Annotated in this window: 18 protein-coding genes and 1 riboswitch; of the genes, 12 read left to right on the top strand and 6 right to left on the bottom strand. The window is 57.4% G+C overall.

Annotated elements, in window-relative coordinates:
- Positions 1–2: 2 nt before the first annotated feature.
- From HALTITAN_RS10365 to edd, 4 genes are read right to left on the bottom strand one after another with little or no spacing between them, the layout of a single operon-like run.
- The gene (locus HALTITAN_RS10365) at positions 3–953 is read right to left on the bottom strand and encodes a carbohydrate kinase family protein (protein WP_039859177.1); all 951 of its coding nucleotides are present in this window, start codon (positions 951–953) and stop codon (positions 3–5) included.
- Positions 954–990: 37 nt separating this feature from the next.
- Positions 991–1,860 carry an aldo/keto reductase gene (locus HALTITAN_RS10360; protein ID WP_039859176.1) on the bottom strand — a complete coding sequence of 290 codons (870 nt, stop codon included), beginning with the start codon at positions 1,858–1,860 and terminating at the stop codon, positions 991–993.
- Between the two features lie 35 nt (positions 1,861–1,895).
- Positions 1,896–2,861, bottom strand: a complete 966-nt coding sequence (glk, locus tag HALTITAN_RS10355; RefSeq protein WP_009287070.1) for a glucokinase — start codon at positions 2,859–2,861, stop codon at positions 1,896–1,898.
- The gene (gene edd / locus HALTITAN_RS10350) at positions 2,861–4,750 is read right to left on the bottom strand and encodes a phosphogluconate dehydratase (protein ID WP_009287069.1); all 1,890 of its coding nucleotides are present in this window, start codon (positions 4,748–4,750) and stop codon (positions 2,861–2,863) included. Before edd ends, glk begins: the two co-directional genes overlap by 1 nt.
- A 281-nt stretch (positions 4,751–5,031) precedes the next feature.
- Between edd and cobT the strand changes: the two genes are divergently transcribed.
- Genes cobT through HALTITAN_RS10315 form a run of 7 tightly spaced genes read left to right on the top strand, consistent with a single transcriptional unit; the run spans position 5,032 to position 10,512 of the window.
- Positions 5,032–6,081, top strand: coding sequence for a nicotinate-nucleotide--dimethylbenzimidazole phosphoribosyltransferase (gene cobT, locus HALTITAN_RS10345; protein WP_009287068.1), 1,050 nt, complete (start codon positions 5,032–5,034; stop codon positions 6,079–6,081).
- Positions 6,078–7,082 (top strand): adenosylcobinamide-phosphate synthase CbiB, encoded by a 1,005-nt coding sequence (gene cbiB / locus HALTITAN_RS10340; protein WP_009287067.1) that lies wholly within the window; start codon positions 6,078–6,080, stop codon positions 7,080–7,082. Before cobT ends, cbiB begins: the two co-directional genes overlap by 4 nt.
- Positions 7,079–8,212: a threonine-phosphate decarboxylase CobD gene (gene cobD, locus HALTITAN_RS10335; protein WP_009287066.1), complete on the top strand. Its 1,134-nt coding sequence runs from the start codon at positions 7,079–7,081 to the stop codon at positions 8,210–8,212. The genes cbiB and cobD overlap by 4 nt, the downstream gene beginning before the upstream one ends.
- A complete protein-coding gene (locus HALTITAN_RS10330) occupies positions 8,209–8,778 on the top strand; it encodes a bifunctional adenosylcobinamide kinase/adenosylcobinamide-phosphate guanylyltransferase (protein ID WP_009287065.1) in 570 nt (189 codons plus the stop codon). Before cobD ends, HALTITAN_RS10330 begins: the two co-directional genes overlap by 4 nt.
- Positions 8,775–9,545, top strand: coding sequence for an adenosylcobinamide-GDP ribazoletransferase (gene cobS, locus HALTITAN_RS10325; RefSeq protein WP_039859175.1), 771 nt, complete (start codon positions 8,775–8,777; stop codon positions 9,543–9,545). The genes HALTITAN_RS10330 and cobS overlap by 4 nt, the downstream gene beginning before the upstream one ends.
- Positions 9,482–10,135, top strand: coding sequence for a histidine phosphatase family protein (locus HALTITAN_RS10320; RefSeq protein ID WP_039859174.1), 654 nt, complete (start codon positions 9,482–9,484; stop codon positions 10,133–10,135). Before cobS ends, HALTITAN_RS10320 begins: the two co-directional genes overlap by 64 nt.
- Positions 10,087–10,512, top strand: coding sequence for a bifunctional adenosylcobinamide kinase/adenosylcobinamide-phosphate guanylyltransferase (locus tag HALTITAN_RS10315; protein WP_039859173.1), 426 nt, complete (start codon positions 10,087–10,089; stop codon positions 10,510–10,512). Before HALTITAN_RS10320 ends, HALTITAN_RS10315 begins: the two co-directional genes overlap by 49 nt.
- 4 nt (positions 10,513–10,516) lie before the next feature.
- On the opposite strand, the gene HALTITAN_RS10310 is transcribed toward HALTITAN_RS10315, so the two are convergent.
- Positions 10,517–11,134 (bottom strand): hypothetical protein, encoded by a 618-nt coding sequence (locus tag HALTITAN_RS10310; RefSeq protein WP_009287064.1) that lies wholly within the window; start codon positions 11,132–11,134, stop codon positions 10,517–10,519.
- A gap of 74 nt (positions 11,135–11,208) precedes the next feature.
- A riboswitch (cobalamin riboswitch) is annotated at positions 11,209–11,430 on the top strand.
- A gap of 157 nt (positions 11,431–11,587) precedes the next feature.
- Between HALTITAN_RS10310 and HALTITAN_RS10305 the strand changes: the two genes are divergently transcribed.
- Genes HALTITAN_RS10305 through HALTITAN_RS10290 form a run of 4 tightly spaced genes read left to right on the top strand, consistent with a single transcriptional unit; the run spans position 11,588 to position 16,068 of the window.
- Positions 11,588–13,408: a TonB-dependent receptor domain-containing protein gene (locus HALTITAN_RS10305; RefSeq protein WP_039859172.1), complete on the top strand. Its 1,821-nt coding sequence runs from the start codon at positions 11,588–11,590 to the stop codon at positions 13,406–13,408.
- Positions 13,389–14,312 (top strand): cobalamin-binding protein, encoded by a 924-nt coding sequence (locus HALTITAN_RS10300; RefSeq protein WP_201764685.1) that lies wholly within the window; start codon positions 13,389–13,391, stop codon positions 14,310–14,312. The genes HALTITAN_RS10305 and HALTITAN_RS10300 overlap by 20 nt, the downstream gene beginning before the upstream one ends.
- Positions 14,312–15,298: a FecCD family ABC transporter permease gene (locus HALTITAN_RS10295; protein WP_039859171.1), complete on the top strand. Its 987-nt coding sequence runs from the start codon at positions 14,312–14,314 to the stop codon at positions 15,296–15,298. The genes HALTITAN_RS10300 and HALTITAN_RS10295 overlap by 1 nt, the downstream gene beginning before the upstream one ends.
- Positions 15,298–16,068: an ABC transporter ATP-binding protein gene (locus HALTITAN_RS10290; protein WP_039859170.1), complete on the top strand. Its 771-nt coding sequence runs from the start codon at positions 15,298–15,300 to the stop codon at positions 16,066–16,068. Before HALTITAN_RS10295 ends, HALTITAN_RS10290 begins: the two co-directional genes overlap by 1 nt.
- Positions 16,069–16,071: 3 nt before the next feature.
- Here HALTITAN_RS10290 and HALTITAN_RS10285 read toward each other — a convergent pair whose 3' ends face one another.
- Entirely contained in the window at positions 16,072–16,962 is an 891-nt protein-coding gene (locus HALTITAN_RS10285) for an NAD-dependent epimerase/dehydratase family protein (protein WP_039859169.1), read from the bottom strand.
- Positions 16,963–17,130: 168 nt separating this feature from the next.
- On the opposite strand from HALTITAN_RS10285, the gene HALTITAN_RS10280 reads away from it, so the two are divergent.
- Positions 17,131–17,742 carry a Yip1 family protein gene (locus HALTITAN_RS10280; protein ID WP_039859168.1) on the top strand — a complete coding sequence of 204 codons (612 nt, stop codon included), beginning with the start codon at positions 17,131–17,133 and terminating at the stop codon, positions 17,740–17,742.
- The last annotated feature ends 8 nt before the right edge of the window (positions 17,743–17,750 follow it).

The following is a 17,750-nucleotide window of genomic DNA, read 5'->3' as shown; positions in this document are numbered from 1 at the left end:
AGTTAGCCAATAATATCCGCTCGCGTTGGCAGCGCTGCGTAAGCGCCTGGCCGGGTGACCGCATGGGCGCCACAGCGGCAGGCGGTATTCACTGCGCTGAGTAGAAAATCCGTATCGCTCTGCCAGTGTTCATTGATGCCGTGGGCCGAGAGCTCCGCCAACAGCCCGCCAATAAAGGCGTCGCCCCCGGCGGTGGTGTCGACCGCTTCCACTTTGGGTGGCGCAATGCGCTGGTCGATGCCGACGCCTTTGATTACGACATCATTGGGGCCGTCGGTAATCAAAATAACTTTTACCCCTGCCGCAAGCCGCTCTGAAAGCCACGATTCTGCAGGATGATCGGCGCGCAAGTAGTCGAGCTCTTCCTGGGAGAGCTTGAGCAGCTCAGCGCCGTCTAGCAGCTGTGTGACTAAGCTGGCATCGGCTTCGCCGCCGGGCCACAGGTTGTGGCGTAGGTTGGCATCTACACTGACCAGGCAGCCTGCGCGCTTGGCCATGGTGGCCATCGCCAGGGTAACGTCGGCGATCTCTGGGTCGGTTAGGCTGTTACTGCACAAGTGCAGAATGGCAGGGTTCTCGAATACGCCATGGGGTAAATGCTCAAGGCGATAAAGCAGGTCAGCAGCGGGCGGGCGATAGAAATCAAAGGTGCGTTCGCCCACGTCATCCCGGGAAACGAACGCCAGCGCCGTGCGGGTTTCTTGGGTAAATACCACGCCGCTGGTGTCGACACCGTGGCTTTTGAGTTCACGCACCAAAAAATGCCCGAACGTATCGTCGCCCGTCATGCCTAAAAATTGGCTAGGAACGCCCAAGCGGGCGCAGGCGACCGCCACGTTAGCGGGAGCACCACCGGCGTAGGGTGTAAAGGTTTCCTGGGCATCTGTAGCCGCCCCTAAACGGCTGGAGAGCATATCAACCAGCGCTTCCCCAAACGCGATAACTGGCGTCATTATTGGCTCCTTAGTGTAATTGTTTGCAAAGACGGGTTTATGCCACGCAGTGGCCGCGGGCGGCTTCCAGCAATTCATACCACACTTCTCGGGGTAGCGTGGCAGGGCCCTTTAGCATGTCGCTGATTCGGTCAGGTTTAATGCTGCCAATCACCGGTACTGGCGAGTTAGGAAGACTACGCAGCCATGCCAGCGCTAAAGCGCTGGGGGAGCTATCAAGCTTTGTCGCCCACTTAGCCAAACATTCGCCAACGGCGCCTTGCATCAGTTGCCCGCCTGCCAGAGGCGACCACGCCATGGGGGCGTGGTCATCGGCACATAGTTCATCAAAGCTGCCGTCAAACAGCGGCGTTGTGTGGGTAATCGAGAGCTCGATTTGGTTGGCTGATAAGCGGTGATGCATGGCGCCCTGCAAGCGCCGCCACTGGCTGGGCAGGTGGTTGGAAACCCCTGCAGCGCCAATTTTGCCGGCTTCAATGGCGTCGTCCAGCGCGCGGCCGGTCGCTTCTGCGTTCATCAGCAGATCGGGACGATGAATCAGGAAATGGTCGAGGCGTTCGACATTCAAACGCACAAGTGAGGCATCAATGGCACTATTAAGATAAGCAGGGCTAGCGTTGTAGTGCTTTACCTTACCCGAACCGGGGGCGGGGTTGTCGTTAGCGATGCTCGCTTTAGTGACGACATTAACCCGCTGAGCCAGGGCAGGGCGCGCCCGTAGCGCGGCGCCAAAAAGCGTCTCCCCTTGGCCGCTGCCGTAAATGTCCGCATGGTCAAACCAGTTAAGGCACTGCTCCAGGCGCGCTTCGATCCATTCTGCTAATCGCTCGGGTTCGTGCATGGCGGGTGTTTCGTGCAGACGCATCATGCCGAGTAAAAACGGCACATCAAAGGTGGCGGCGGGCATAGCAGGTTCCATATTGATGTTGTTAGAAGTTGTGATCAGAAAACCTCTTCGTTATGCAGTGCTTCGGCGGCACCTAACAGGCCCGTCCAGGGCGCAGTTACTACCCACACGGGGATGTCAGCGTTATAAGCGCCCATACGGCCTTTATTGACAAAGGCGGCGCGCAGCTCGCTTTTTGGCAGCCACTCAAGCAAGCGCGGGAGAATACCACCGCATAGATAAACCCCACCCCTTGCGCCCATGGTCAAGGTGGCGTCGCCGCACACATCGCCAAGAATTTTTAGAAAGCGCAGCAGGGCAGTAGTGGCGAGGCTATCGCCTTCATTGGCCGCTGTGGTCACCTCGGCTGGGCTAGTTAAGTGCGGCTCAATTCCTTCAAGGGTGCAGTAGGCTTGGTAAAGCTCCAATAAACCCTGACCGCATAAGATGCGTTCTACGCTCACCCGTTTGTGGCGCTGCAGAAATACATCCAGCAGTGCCCGCTCGGTACTGTCCGTGGGGGCAAAGGTGACGTGACCACCTTCGGTGGGCAGCGGAATCCAGGCGTGTTGCCCAGGGAAGACCCCGGCAACGCCCAGTCCGGTGCCTGGGCCGATGATTAAGCGTGTGGAGTGCGCCTGGGTTTGCCCCGGTTGAACTTCGACCAAATCACTGGCCGCCACATGGGGGACGCCCAGCGCCTGGGCGGTAAAATCGTTGATGACCTTGAATAGCGATAGATTCAACTGTTGCTGAACATCGCTTTTCAAAAAATCCCAGTGGTTATTGGTCATTTTGACCCGTTCAGCGTGAACGGGGCAGGCGAAGGCTAAACACGCCTCTTGAGGCGCGTTGTCACCCGTGGCGCCTACGCGCCCCAGATAATCCTGCACCGCTTCCACGACGCCAGGGTAGTCGGCGCAGGGTAGGTTCAAGATATCGTGTGGGGTTATTTCACCGGGAGAGACCAGCGCCAAGCGTGCGTTGGTTCCCCCGATGTCGCCGATGAGTGCCGGTCGCATCAGGCATCCTCTTCTGAGATTTGCCCCTGCTGACGGGCGAGATCATCGGCTTCAAAGCCACCGAATACACCAGCGCCTTCTTCACCGCGCATGGCCAGGTGGCGGAAGCCCCCAAACAGCTCGCGACCCAAGCCCACGTGGTAGTGATCCAGGTTGCCAATGGCCAGTTCCCGTTTAGCCCAGGTGGCGGGGTCGACTTTGGCTTCGAGAGTACCGGCGTTGGCATCCAAACGTACAATATCGCCATCACGCAGTTTGGCCAGCGGGCCACCGTCCAGGGCTTCGGGGCTCATGTGAATGGAGGCGGGTACTTTGCCTGATGCACCCGACATGCGGCCATCGGTGACCAGTGCCACTTTAAAGCCACGATCCTGCAGTACGCCCAAGTAAGGGGTTAATTTGTGCAGCTCGGGCATGCCGTTGGCTTTAGGGCCTTGGAAGCGAACCACCACAATCACGTCGCGATCCAGCTCGCCAGATTCGAAGGAGGCCTTCATTTCGTTTTGATCTTCGAAGATCTTCACCGGCGCTTCTACCACGCGATGCTCTTCCGTCACTGCGGAGACTTTGATCACACCGCGACCCAGATTGCCTTTCATGACCGTCAAGCCACCCGTCGGCGCGAACGGTGTCGCTACCGGGCTGAGCACGTCTTCATCAAGGCTTTTTTCGGGGCCTTCGTGCCAAACGATTTTGCCATCTTCAAGGAACGGCTCTTGGGTGTAGGCGGTTAGGTCGGTGCCGAATACGGTGGGAATATCGCCGTGAATCAAGCCCGCGCCCAGCAGTTCGCGGAACAGGTAACTCATGCCGCCCGCTGCTTGGAAGTGGTTGATATCTGCCTGGCCGTTGGGGTAAACCCGCATCAGACTGGGGGTGACCGCCGAAAGGTCGGTGAAGTCGTCCCAGTTGAGGGTAATGCCCGCAGCGGCGGCCATGGCGATCAGGTGCATCGTGTGGTTGGTTGAACCACCGGAAGCCAGCAAGCCCACCACGGCGTTAACAATCGCGCGCTCATCAATCTGCTTATAGAACGGGCGGTAGTCGCCACCGGGTTCGGTGTTGCGGATCGCCTGCTCGGTGGCATAGCGCGTCAACGCTTCGCGCATTTCGGTGCCTGGGTTTACAAAAGAAGTGCCGGGCAGGTGTAGGCCCATCATCTCCATCATTAGCTGGTTGGAGTTGGCGGTGCCGTAGAACGTACAGGTGCCGGGGCTGTGGTAAGAGTCAGACTCGGCTTCGAGCAGCTCAGCACGGCCAACCTTGCCCTCGGCATAGAGCTGGCGAATGCGCGCCTTCTCTTTATTGGGTAAGCCGCTGGGCATGGGGCCCGCGGGTACAAACATGGCGGGCAGATGGCCAAAACGCGCCGCGCCAATAAACAGACCCGGCACGATCTTGTCGCACACGCCCAGATACAGCGCGGCATCAAACATATTATGCGAGAGACCTACGGCGGTGGCCATGGCAATCACATCCCGGGAAAACAGCGATAGCTCCATGCCCGGCTGGCCCTGGGTGACACCGTCACACATGGCCGGAACGCCACCGGCAAACTGGGCGGTAGAACCCATGGCACTGGCGGCTGCTTTAATCGTTTCAGGAAACGTCTCAAACGGCTGGTGCGCCGAGAGCATATCGTTGTAGGACGAGATAATGCCCAGGTTGGCGCTATTCATTAGCTTGAGTTCGTTTTTATCACGCGGGTTACAGGCCGCGAAACCGTGAGCCAGGTTGCCGCAGCTTAGCTCAGCACGGTGCACGCCACGTTTGTGCTGGTCAGCCATGCGCCGCTCGTAGAGGGCGCGACGCTCAGCAGAACGCTCACGAATGCGCTGGGTAACCTCAGCAACGGTGGGGTTTAACGTAGCAGGTGTTGAGCTCGGCATAGGGACCTCTGCATGATAGAGACGGTGAGTGAAGCTTGTAGTTATTTTACATTTTTTGGCGTCGAAATAAGAGACTTTACGGCAATAAAAACCACATTTGTAGTTTTATTACTCGAATGTGAGGTGGCAAATACACCACGCGAAAAATCTAAATAAAGCCTTAACATCCTGACAGGGTGGAAGACCCGCTAATGAAATAGCAAGTATAGCACTCAGGCTTTTGCTACCATTTTGCGCTTTGCCTTTGAATGTTTGATGACCCCTAGTGGGCTGGAGCCTGCATGCACGCCATTGTTGACCACATTCAGTCAGTTGATCTCAATGCCGGTGAAGAAACGCGTCGTTACTTGGATACGTTGACCAAGCCGCCAGGTAGTTTGGGTGCCTTGGAAGAACTTGCTATTCAACTGAGCGCTATCACCGGTGAACTCAAGCCCAGCGTGGCGCCGCCTGCGGTGGTTGTGTTTGCCGCCGATCACGGGGTTGCTGATGAGGGGGTGTCAGCTTTCCCCCAAGCAGTAACCGCTCAGATGGTGGCCAACTTTGCCAACGGTGGGGCGGCGATTAATGTCTTCGCCCGTCAGATAGGCGCGCTGGTCGAGATTGTGGATGTGGGCGTCGCTTCGCCTTTAACCATGCCTGGGGTGATCTCCTCCAAGGTGCGCCATGGCACCGCCAATATGGCGTTAGAAGACGCAATGCAATGTGATCAAGCTATAGCCGCGATTGATGTGGGTATTGCGGCCGTTAATCGAGCAAAAAGGGCAGGTGCAAAGTGCATTATGGTGGGCGAAATGGGCATCGCCAATACCACTGCCAGCAGCGCAATGCTGGCGGTGCTGACGGGTGAGTCAGTGGCAAACGTGGTGGGCGCCGGAACCGGGATTAACCCTCAGCAGCAGGTGCACAAAGTGGCGGTGATTGAACGCGCTATCGCTGCGCGCAGCGCTGACCCTCAGGTGCCTTTAGAGGTGCTGGCCAAGTTGGGTGGTCTGGAAATAGCCGCTATGACCGGTGCTTATCTGGCAGCAGCAGCCCAGCGTTTACCGGCCATTGTGGATGGCTTTATTGCCACCGTCGCAGCGCTAACCGCTTGCCGTCTATGCCCCGCCGTTCGTGGCTATCTGATTTTTGGTCATCGCTCCCAGGAGCCAGGCCATGATGTGGCATTAAAAGCGTTGGAGGCCAAGCCTCTGCTCGATATGGGCATGCGGTTAGGCGAAGGCAGTGGTGCTGCGCTGGCGTATCCATTGCTGCAAGCGGCGACAGCGATGGTGGCGGAAATGGCTACCTTTACCGATGCCGGTGTTAGCGATAAGGCATCATCATGATCCCAGGCGCCACTTTTGGCGGTATTGTTCTGATCATCTTCGCGATCGCCATTGATTTAGCGGTTGGCGATCCGCGCTCGCTGCCACATCCGGTGGTGCTGATGGGGCGCTTTATCAGTGCTTTTGAGCGGCTGTGGAATCGTGGCACGGCGCAGCAGCGCAGAGTTAGTGGCTTTCTGCTAACCATTATTGTCGTCGGCGGCGTATGGGGTATTAGCTGGCTAACGCTGGCGCTGCTGGAACGCTTGCACCCAGGGCTAGCGCTGATCGCCGAGCTTTGGCTGCTCTCTACTACGCTTGCGATCAAAGGTCTGGGCGATGCGGCCCGCGCCGTGATCCAACCGCTTACTCAAGGCGATTTGCCTACTGCCCGCAAGGCGCTGGGGATGATTGTCGGCCGCGATACGCACAATTTAGACGAAGCTGAGATTACTCGGGGCACGGTGGAAACCGTGGCGGAAAATACCGTTGACGGCATCACCGCGCCGCTATTTTTTGCGCTGATCGGCGGGGCGCCGCTAGCGCTGGCCTACAAGGCAGTCAATACTCTTGATTCGATGGTAGGCTACAAAAACCAGCGCTATGCCGATTTTGGCTTTGCCTCTGCCAAGCTAGACGATCTAGCTAACTGGGTACCGGCACGCTTAACCGCGCTGTGTCTATGGCTCGTAGGCTTGCTATTAAGTCTTTCAGGTGTTGTACGATTGTGCTGGCAAGGCGCACTGTGGGGCACCTTCCGCGATGCACCGCGCCACCCCAGCCCCAATGCCGGATGGCCAGAGGCCATGGTGGCAAGGCTACTGGGTGTTCAACTGGGCGGCACCAATTACTATCAAGGTGTGGTGTCTCATCGCGCGACCCTAGGCGAGCCGCTTGAAGTGCTAAGGGGCAGCCATATCACTGCCACGGTGCGCTTAATGCATGGCGCCTGGCTGCTGTTTATGTTGCTGTCAGTTGTGGTGATAGCGGGCATGTCATTCATTTTTAAGGGGCTACTATGAGTCAATTTATGTCGCCCAGCTCTCCATGGCCCGCGCACGGCGGCCAAGCAGAGGCGCTACTAGCGCACTTCGGCTTGCCAGCCGATCACCGTCTGGAAGATTTTAGCGCCAACCTTAACCCTTTGGGGCCTCCGGCCTGGGTTAGCGACTGGCTGTCTAAGCAACTGGCAGGTCTTGAACGCTACCCCGCGCCGGATTACGTTGCTGCACGTCAGGCCATCGCCACCCATCACCAGCTTCAGCCCGAACAGGTACTGCTCACCAACGGTGGCGCTGAGGCAATTTTCCTCGCCGCCGCGCTGCATACGGGTAAGCGCGCGGCGATTATTACCCCGAGCTTTGGCGAGTATGCCCGCGCTTGTCGCGCCCATCGGCTTTCAATCAGTGAGATCGCGCTGCCCACGCCGCACTTCACGCTGGACGTTGATTCGCTAACGGCTGGGCTTAACGACATTGATGTGCTGTTTCTATGCCGCCCCAATAATCCGACCGCTACGCTTATCGATATTTCAGCAATGGAAGACCTGTTGAATTACACCGCTGCGATGGGTTGCCGCGTTGTGGTCGACGAAGCCTTTATCGACATGGTGGGTGAGACGCTGGGCGAGACGTCACAAGCGTCGTCGTTGGTGCCGCTACTGGCGCGCTACCCGCATCTGCTGCTGCTCCACTCAATGACCAAATTTTATACCCTGCCGGGGCTCCGGCTGGGCTACCTGCTGGCGGATGCGGCCACGGTTCAAGCGGCACAGGCTCACCAGCCACCTTGGAGTGTCAATCACCTCGCGGCTGAACTGGTGGCACCATTGCTGGCAGATGATGCCTTTGCCCGGCGCACCCAGCGGTGGTTGGCCAGCGAGCGCTCGCGCATGGCTGAGGCGCTTGCTCAACTAGGGCTGGAAGTCGTACCCAGCCAGGCGTGTTTTTTTCTTATCCGGCCCAGTGCTGCGCAGGCAATCACCAGCGATGCGTTATTTGAGCAGCTGCTACGCCGGGGTATTTTAGTGCGTCATACCCATAATTTTGCCGGGCTCAATGGTGATTGGCTGCGGGTAGCGTTGCGCGATGCCCCTGCTAATCTACGGCTGATAAGCGTGTTGAAAAATGTTTTGGAAAAAGGAACTGCATGATTGTCTTCGTTAGCGGCGGGGCGCGTTCCGGCAAAAGTGATATCGCCGAGCAGCTAGCAGTTAGTGCAGCAGGCAGTTCGCCCTGTTACTACTTAGCCACCGCAGACATATACGACGACGAGATGGCTGAGCGGGTGGCGCGTCATCGTCAATCCAGGCAAGGGCAGTGGCACACCGTTCAATGGAAAACGCTAGAGGCACCGCTGCATATTGATCAATCGATTGCCCAGGTGCCTGATGGTGGCGCCGTGCTGCTGGACTGCTTAACGCTATGGGCCAGCCAAGTCCTGTACGCCAGTAAACTAAGCGAAGAAGAAGGCTTAGCGTTGCTAGCAAACGCACTGGCTGATGCCCGCGCGCGCAGCCTTTATCTAGTGATTGTCTCCAATGATATCAACGAAGCGTTGCCGCCTACGGATGCTGAAACCTGGCGCTATCTGGCGTTTCTACAGCGGGCTCACTGCTGGATAGCGGCAGAGGCCGATTCTGTACTCGAAGTCGTCGCAGGCTGTGCCATTAAGTGGAAGCATCAGGAATGGAAGCATGAGAAGGAGGTAGGCGTTTGAAAAATGCCTTGTTTGGTGTGCTGCTGGCGCTGCAGTTTCTGACCCGAATTCCGATTCCAATAGCCGTTCCCTGGACGCCCGACACCCGTCGCTGGGCAGTGCGGGCCTATCCATTAGTGGGGTTGATGGTAGGGAGCGTACTGGCGCTAACAGCGTTTGCTACGCACAACGTTCCCACGCCTATCACGGCTTTGGCTGTACTAAGCCTCTGGGTGGCGCTTTCGGGCGGCTTGCATCTAGACGGCGTCATGGACATCGCCGATGCCCTGGGCAGCAATCAGCCCATGGCGCGCCGCTGGGAGATCATGAAAGATCCGCAAATCGGCAGCTTTGGAATGCTGGCGCTAGTGTTTTTGCTCGCCTGGAAGGGCGTTCTACTATGGGCGTTGCTGGCCTATCATGCTCCCTTGTGGTGGCTGTTGATGTTGCCTGCGCTAGGTCGCTGGGCTGGTGTTGCATTACTGGTGCTAACGCCCTGCGCCCAGCAGAAGGGCTTGGCGTGGAGCTGGCAGCAATCGCTTAGCGGCCAGGATGTGGCACTAGCGCTGGTGCCGATTGTGTTGATAGCCCTACTAGCGCCCGCGATAGTGTTGATGATGCTTACAGTTACTGTTTTCGTGTTACTAATCCGCTGGCTAATGTTGCGACTGTTTAACGGCATTAACGGCGATATGGTAGGCGCCACCATCGAAGGAGGAGAGCTTTGGCTACTGATCTTACTGTGGAGCTGGTGGCAGTTCGCCACGGTATCACCGCTTGGAATTTAGAGCGCCGTTATCAAGGCCAGCAGGATATTCCGCTGCTGTTTCCCGAGGCTGAAGATGGGTTGCTGGAACTGCGCGACGTACTGGCGAATGAGCGGTTCGATGCTATCTATTCAAGCGATCTTAGCCGCTGCCAGCAAACCCTGGAGTGGGCTGACGTCGCCAAAGCTGGCGTGCCGCTTGTACTTGAGCAACGCCTGCGTGAACTCGATTTTGGCGAGTACGAAGGCAAAGTTTACGATGAGCTGAAAGACTTGCCCCATTACCGTGCCTGGATTGATAGCGTTGGCGAGCTGCAAATTCCCGGCGGAGAATCGGCGGCCCAACTGCGTGGGCGTTTAGACGCTTGGTTGCATGATCTGGCTACGAATGGCCGCGTCGACGGCCATAAAAAGATTCTGGCCGTCACCCATGGTGGCGTGATTCGTGAGCTGCGCCGCCGCTTTGAAACGATTCATTTCTGGGACGGTACCGTGCTCCAAGCCCAAGGCAGGCGCTGGCAGCTTATTTATCAGCAAAACGAACATGGAAAAGGGGAATGGCAATGCAGCTCTTCATCGGCGGTGCCTGCGCTGGCAAACGCGACGCCGTAGCCGCACGCTTTCCCACTGCGAAATGGTGGCGTCTGGATGCTGCTAAGCCCTTTAGCGATAGCCAGCAAGCGCTGGTAGCCGATACGCCGCTGGTTATCACAGGTGTGCTTGAGTGGCTTAGCGTTGCACTTGAGCGTGACGATAACGATACCCTGCGCCAGCAGTGGCAGAACGGTATGGCAGGGCTCTGCCAGCGCGCCGAAGAGCTAAACGCGCCGTTAATCATCATCGCCAACGAAGTTGGCCGTGGGATTGTGCCTATGCAGCCCGAACAGCGCCGCCTGCGTGACCTCAATGGCTGGTTTGTTCAGGATGCCACTGCCCAGGCTGAACAGGTGTGGTATGTCCGGCATGGGTTGTTGATGGCGGTTAAGTAGTTAGCTAAGCTTGGCTCCGCCAGCGCTGCAAGCCAATCATCAGCAAATGCACTGGCAGGTAGACTATTACGGGCCAGAGCAACGAGAGTAGAAACAGATAGAGCAATGGGTCGAGGCTGTCCTGGGGTTGGCCGAAGGGCCCATGCACCCAATTGATATTGCGCTCGGCTTCGGTCAGCAGATAGGTCAATGGCACCACAATCCAGGTCAATAGGGTCTGCCACAGCAGGGCGCGGCGCGAATAGCCCAGCTTGGCGACGCCGATGCCAGTCACCAGCGGCAGTACCACATGGTAGAGCGACATGGCTCGCGCCATGGGTGGATGCTCCGGGTCAAACATATACTCGGTGCCGCCGATAGGATGCACGCCAGTGAGCGCAGCCGTGGCGACGTCCAGGCTCCATAAACTGCCGACCAGTGCCACCGCTAGCCATTGCGTCGACATCAGAGTGCGCTGCTCGCTCCACAGTGCCACCAATAGCAGAAAACTCGCCACATTACACAGCCAAAAGAAGTTCTGCGCTCCCAGCAGCACTACGTAGCTTGGTGCCCAGACCAGGATCCACAGTGTAAAAGCCAGCTTTAACCAGCGTGGCACACCGGCTGCCGAGAAATCGATCATGGCCGTCTCCTGTTCTGTGCACTGCCTTTACTCTAGCAGCTCATCATGAATTGACCTCTCTTGGGCAAGTTGCTAGCTTACGCCCACTCTCAGGTGCTGGCGGCGGATTAAAGCCGCTAGTGAAACGGGAAGTTGGTGAACGCCTTGCGTGATTCCAACGCTGCCCCCGCAACGGTGATCGAGATAAGAACGGCTAAGGCGCCACTGTGCTAACGCACGGGAAGGTGGTCGTTCGGAAAGAATGAAGACGTCTTTCGCTCGTCAGCCCGGAGACCGGCCCGAGAGTAATGGTTCAACCTGAACCGATATATGCCGAGGCGCGGTGGGTGCTCTCAGGGCGATTAACGGTGGCGCGATGCGATCATACAGCGCGACCGAGACTCCCTTGTTTGATCCTCCGTTCGGTCAAAAAAATGCGCTGTGCGGGTGAGCACAACGAGCAAGGGGTCTCACATGAACCACCGTTTCCACACCACCGCCAAACGGGCGGCGTTTAGTATGGCTGCTTTACCGCTAGCCTTTCACATCCAAGCCGACGCCCAATACGCCGAAACAGCGACCGATTTGGCCACGCTTGATCCTGTGGTCGTTACCGCTGCGTTAGCGCCCCGCACCGCCAATGAAAGCCTCTCTTCCGTTAGCGTACTGGATGAAGCCACCTTTCGCCGCCAAGACCCCACCAGCCTGACGGATCTTCTGCGCGGCCAGCCGGGCGTTGATGTCACGAGTAACGGCAGCTTTGGTAAAAGTAGCAGCGTTTATCTACGGGGTGCGCCCAGCGATGCCTCCGTGCTCATGATTGACGGTATCCGGATACGATCCGCCACGGCGGGCGGTGCTGCATTTCAGTACTTGGATCCGCGTATGTTTGATCGTGCGGAAATCGTGCGCGGCCCCCGCGGTAGTCTTTACGGAGCGGATGCCGTCGGCGGCGTGATACAGCTTTTTACCCTTGATGGTGACGAAGAGGGGCCGCAACCGAGAATTTCAGTCGGCGGTGGTTCATTCAATACCCAGCGGTTAAGCGCAGGCGTTTCAGGGCGCGAGGGGGGCACGCGTTACAGCTTTGCCGCTAGCCATTTCAATACCGATGGCCAGCCCATTCGTCGGGGTGGTGAGGACAAAGGCTACGACAATACCTCAGCGCTAGCCCGCGTTGCGCATACCTTTGAGAGTGGCGCTGAAGTTGGCGTGCTGGCACTGCGCGCTCGCGGTAACAACGAGTATGACGGTGGGGAGAATGACTTCGTCCATCAGGTAGCAGGCGTCTACGCTGAGTTGCCGGTAACTGATACGTGGCAGAGCCGACTGACCCTTAGCGAAGCCCGCGATGAGCTGGACACGTTGGATAATTTCGGCGACTCAGTCATTGATACCCGCACGCAAACCGCCCGTTGGCAGAACAACATTCAGTTTGGCGCCCATGAGTTGATCGCTGGCGCTGAAATCAGCAAAGACCGCGTTTCAAGCACCAACGATTTTGACGTTACCAGCCGTGATAACAAAGCAGTGTTTACCCAAGGGTTACTCGACTTTTCGCCATTCGCCATTCAAGCAAGCCTGCGTTATGACGATAACGAAGCCTATGGTGATGAAGTCACCGGCAGCTTGGCGCTGGGCTACGATCTGGATAACTACCACACGCTGCGTGCCAGTGTAGGTACTGCGTTTAAAGCACCGAGCTTCAATGACCTTTATTGGCCGGATTCGGGTAACCCTGATCTCAATCCGGAAACCTCTGAAACCGTCGAGGTGGGCGTTCGCGGCCAATACAGCCAGTGGTTCTGGGACTTGGCTGCCTTTCAAAACGACTACGACGACATGATTGCCTGGGCGCCAACGTCGAGTGGCTTATGGGCGCCGCAAAACGTTAACAGCGCGCGTATACGCGGGGCTGAGCTGTCAAGCGGCGTAGAGGTCAACGACTGGACACTCCAAGCTGCCTTCACCTACCTGGATCCGGAAGACCGGGCAACCGGCAATCGATTAGCCCGCCGGGCCACTCAAAGTGTGCGATTGGATGCAGATCGGGAACTTGGCGATTGGTCGTTGGGCGGCTCACTTGTAGCGCAGAGTTACCGTTACGATAACACCACCAATACCCAGCGTTTAGGAGGCTATGGGCTGGTTAACCTGCGCGCTGGCTGGCAGTTTGCGCCACTCTGGAGCGCTCGTGTTACGCTAGAAAATGCCTTTGATAAAGAGTATTCAACCACCCGTGATTACATCAACGCTGGCCGGGCAGGGTTCTTGAGTGTTCACTTTGGTCAATAGAAAAAGTGGTTTTGCGCGCGGAGCCCTGGGCCTCGCACTACTGCTGATGGCGTCCGCTGCCCTGGCACACGAGCACTCGCGCTGTGCAGTGGATGATCGTGACCGTGAGGTCTGTCTGTATAATGCTGCTCAGCGCATTGCTACGCTCTCGCCTGGCGCAACCGAGCTGACTTATGCGGCTGGCGCAGGAGATCAAGTGGTCGCCGTCGTCTCGTATAGCGACTATCCCCCGGAAGCCAAACAAGTGGCGTCAGTGGGCAGCCATACCCGAATTGATTTAGAAAAGCTGGTGGGGCTGGCACCCGATATAGTGATTGGTTGGGTGACGGGTAACCCCGCCGAACAGCTTGAAACCCTTGAAGCCCTGGGCATGCCAGTGTTCTATATCGAGCCCCGCGATGTAGAAGGCGTGGCCAGCGCCATTGAGCGCTTGGCAAGGTTGGCAGGTACAGAAACAGCGGGACAAGCAGTGGCCGACAATTTCCGCAATACCATGAACGCCCTTGAAGAGCGCTATCGAGACCGGGAGCCGGTACCCACGTTTTACCAAGTGTGGGATGAGCCGCTAATGAGCGTTAACGACCAGCACCTGATCGGCCAAGTGGTTGAGATTTGTGGCGGTGAGAATGTGTTTGGCGAACAGGCACGCCTGGTACCGCGTATCGATGACGAAGCCGTGCTGGCAGCGAATCCTGAAGCGATTTTTGCCGGTGGCATGGGGGAAGAGAATCGCCACTGGCTGATGCACTGGGAGCAGTATCCCAACTTGACGGCGGTTGCGGAAGATAACCTCTTTTTTGTGCCGCCTTCACTGATTCAACGGCCCACACCGCGACTGATGGAGGGCACCCAGATCCTCTGTGAGAAGCTCGACATCGCCCGCCAAAAACGTGAGCGCAGTTAATGCTCGCACGCCTGGGCCTCCCGCTTAGTCTGCTATTACTAGCGGCCTTGGCTTCGCTGGTCATCGCCATGGGTGTCGGCAGTGCGCAAATCTCTCCTGCGCAAATTTGGCAGGTGTTGATGGGTGACAGTGTGCAAGGCCAGGGCGATGCCTTGGCGCGTACCATGGTGATCGAGCTGCGCTTGCCCAGAGCGCTCTCGGCTTTTGCCGTGGGCGGTTTGTTGGCGGTAGCGGGGGCGTTGATGCAGGTGTTGCTGCGTAACCCCCTGGCAGACCCTTACGTGCTTGGTCTTTCCGGTGGCGCCTCGATTGGCGCACTGGCGGCCATGCTAGGAGGACTTGGCGGACTGGCGATTTCAGGCTCGGCATTTGGCGGCGCACTGCTCTCGACGTTTTTAGTCTTTGGTTTGGCCCATGGCAGCGGCGGCTGGACGCCTTCGCGGCTGCTGCTCACCGGCGTGGTGGTCGCAGCGGGGTGGGGCGCAGTAATTACACTAATGCTGGCGTTGAGCCCCGCCGAACGCCTGCCGGGTATGCTTTACTGGCTCATGGGTGATCTCTCCTATGCGCGTACGCCTTGGCCGCCGCTACTGCTGTTACTGGCTACCTGCGTGGTGCTGATTCCGCTCGGGCGGAGCCTGAATGTGCTGGCCCGTGGCCCGCAGCAAGCCGCCGCGCTGGGCGTTGCGGTCAGACCGCTTGAGTGGTGTATCTATATTGCCGCCAGTCTGCTGACTGCTGCTGCCGTTACTACCGCAGGCAGCATTGGTTTTGTCGGTCTAGTGGTACCTCATATGCTGCGTTTACTGCTAGGCAATGATCAACGGCTGATACTGCCCGCCTGCGCACTGGCGGGTGGCACGCTGTTGGTGCTGGCCGATACCCTGGCGCGCACCATGATCGCCCCGGAACAGTTGCCCGTAGGAGTAATCACCGCGCTATTAGGTGTGCCTACCTTCCTGTTTCTGCTCTACCGGAGCCGCTGATGAGCGTACTGGCTACCCGTAATCTCATCATCGATGTGCCTGGCCGCGAAGGCGGTACGCAGCTTAATATAACCATCGAACCAGGGCAGGTGTGGGGTGTGTTAGGGCCTAACGGTGCGGGAAAAACGACGCTATTACACACCTTAGCTGGCCTGCAAGCGCCACGTTCAGGCAGTGTTCAGCTCAACGATTCAGCGCTTGGCCAACTGCGCCGCCGCCATGTTGCTCAGTGCTTGGGGTTAGTGTTTCAAGATCGCCAGGATGGGTTTCCAGCAACCGTGTTGGAAACCGCGCTGATTGGCCGTCACCCTTATCTATCGCCTTGGCAGATGGAGGGGGCTGAAGACTACGCCCGCGCGGAAGCCGCCCTTGAGCGCCTGGATGTTGCGCACCTGCGTGACCGTCTGGTAAGCACTCTTTCCGGTGGCGAGCGCCAGCGGGTGGCGATTGCCACGGTGCTGACGCAAGCGCCCAATGTGTGGCTAGCGGATGAACCCACCAACCATCTGGATCTTCATCACCAGAGTGCCGTGATGGCGCTAATGGCAGAACAGGCCATTCAGGGGCAGGCGGTCATCATGTGTTTACACGACCTAAACCTTGCTGCCCGCTGGTGCGACCATGTGCTGTTGCTTTATCCCAATGGCGAGGCGTGCTGGGGCTCGCGGGATAACATGCTGGTGCCCAGCGCGCTGGAAGATCTCTACCGCCAAAAGCTAGCAGTAGTAGAGGTGGATGGTGCACCGGTGTTTGTGCCGATAAAGGGGTGATACTTACTGCTCCAGCTCTTCCCGCCAGGAGTGGCGTGGTTCAAAGCCGACCAGACGACGGGCCTTTTCGATGCAGTAGAAGGTTTCGAATTCATCCATTTCGCGCTTGATAGGTACGCCGGAGTAGAAGCGCTCTATCACCTGGGCGTTGGTCAGGCTAACCGATAGATCGTCATTGGCGACGTTAAATACCTGGTAGCCGAGGCCATCCGTTTTCAGGCAGCAATCGACCATCTGGCCCAGGTCGCGGGCGTCGATATAGGCGAAGATATTGCGGCGGCGCAGGGCGGGGTCGTCCATGTAGGCTGGGAAATTCTGGCGGTATTCGTGGGGTTCGATAACGTTGTTGATGCGCAGGCCGTAGATGTCGATGCCCGAGCGCGCCTGGAAGGAGCGTGCCGTTACTTCGTTAACTACCTTACTCATGGCGTAGCTATCTTGAGGCACGGTGGGGTGCTCTTCATCGACGGGCAAGTAGTCGGGTTTTTGCTCGCCATCAGCGAAGCAGACACCGTAGGTGGTCTCGCTAGAGGCGAAGATGACCTTGGGAATGCCTAACTTGGTGGCAGCATCAAGAATGTTGTAGGTACTTAGCGTATTGATGCGGTAGGTCTCGTTGTCCGGCCTATGCAGAATGGCTGGTATGGCCGCGAAGTGGACTATCGCATCGTAACGCGGCACGCCGGTGCCGGGTTCCAGCTCATCGAACCCAGCGTAGGCCTGGCAAGCATTAAACACTTGCCCAGCATCGGTCAGATCGGTTTTCAGGGTAGTAATACCGGGCACATCAGATGCCACCCAGTCCAAATTGGTGACGCGGTGGCCTTGATCGCGCAGGTAGGCAGTTGCATGACGGCCCGCTTTGCCACTGCCGCCGGTGAACAGAATACGCATATGAACTCCACCAATTAATAGAATGAGCTCCTCCACCTTAGCAAAGAAAAATCCTCACCTCCGAAAATGATTTTGTGTTCTACACTAAAAATGATTCGGAACCTTGTTGATCCGATCGATCATCGTCTGATCCTAACAATAGCGTGTCCACAAAAACGGGAGGTCGTTATGGTCAATCATGTTTGGGGGCTTCTCCATCATCCTGAACGGGAGTGGTATAAGATCAGTGAGGAGCATGAGTCTGTCAGTCATCTCTATGCTCACCATGTCCTGTTACTCGCTGCCGTTCCTGTTGTCTGTGCCCTGATAGGCACCACCCAGGTAGGCTGGACTTATGGTGGTTCGGCAACCTATAAAGTCTCCCTTGCCAACGGTATTGCCTTAGGCGTGGCTTTTTATGCGCTGATGCTAATGGCTGTGGGGGTGGTGGGGAGTGTGATCCATTGGATGGCCCGCCGTATTGATAATCGACCTAGCCGCCGCGACTGTATTATCTTCGCAGGTTATATTGCGACCCCGATGTTCCTCAGCGGCGTTTTTGCGCTCTATCCGGTTTTCTGGTTGTGTGTGCTAGGGATGGTGATCGGCCTGCTCTATAGCACCTATCTGCTCTACAAGGGAACGCCCAGCTTTCTGGGAATCAGTCATAAGCAGGGGTTTATTCTGTCGACCACGACGCTGGGTATCGGTGTTTTGGTGCTGGAGGCGCTGCTTGTCGTCGTTGTACTTCTGTGGAGTATGGGCACGGACCACAGCGTGGTTTGGCATTTTTTCCGGTGAATGGGCAC

The organism is Vreelandella titanicae BH1 (assembly GCF_000336575.1).
GTDB classification, from domain to species: Bacteria; Pseudomonadota; Gammaproteobacteria; order Pseudomonadales; family Halomonadaceae; genus Vreelandella; species Vreelandella titanicae.
The sequence above is the reverse complement of the archived record's forward strand: the minus strand, read 5'-3'. Positions and strand labels throughout refer to the sequence as shown.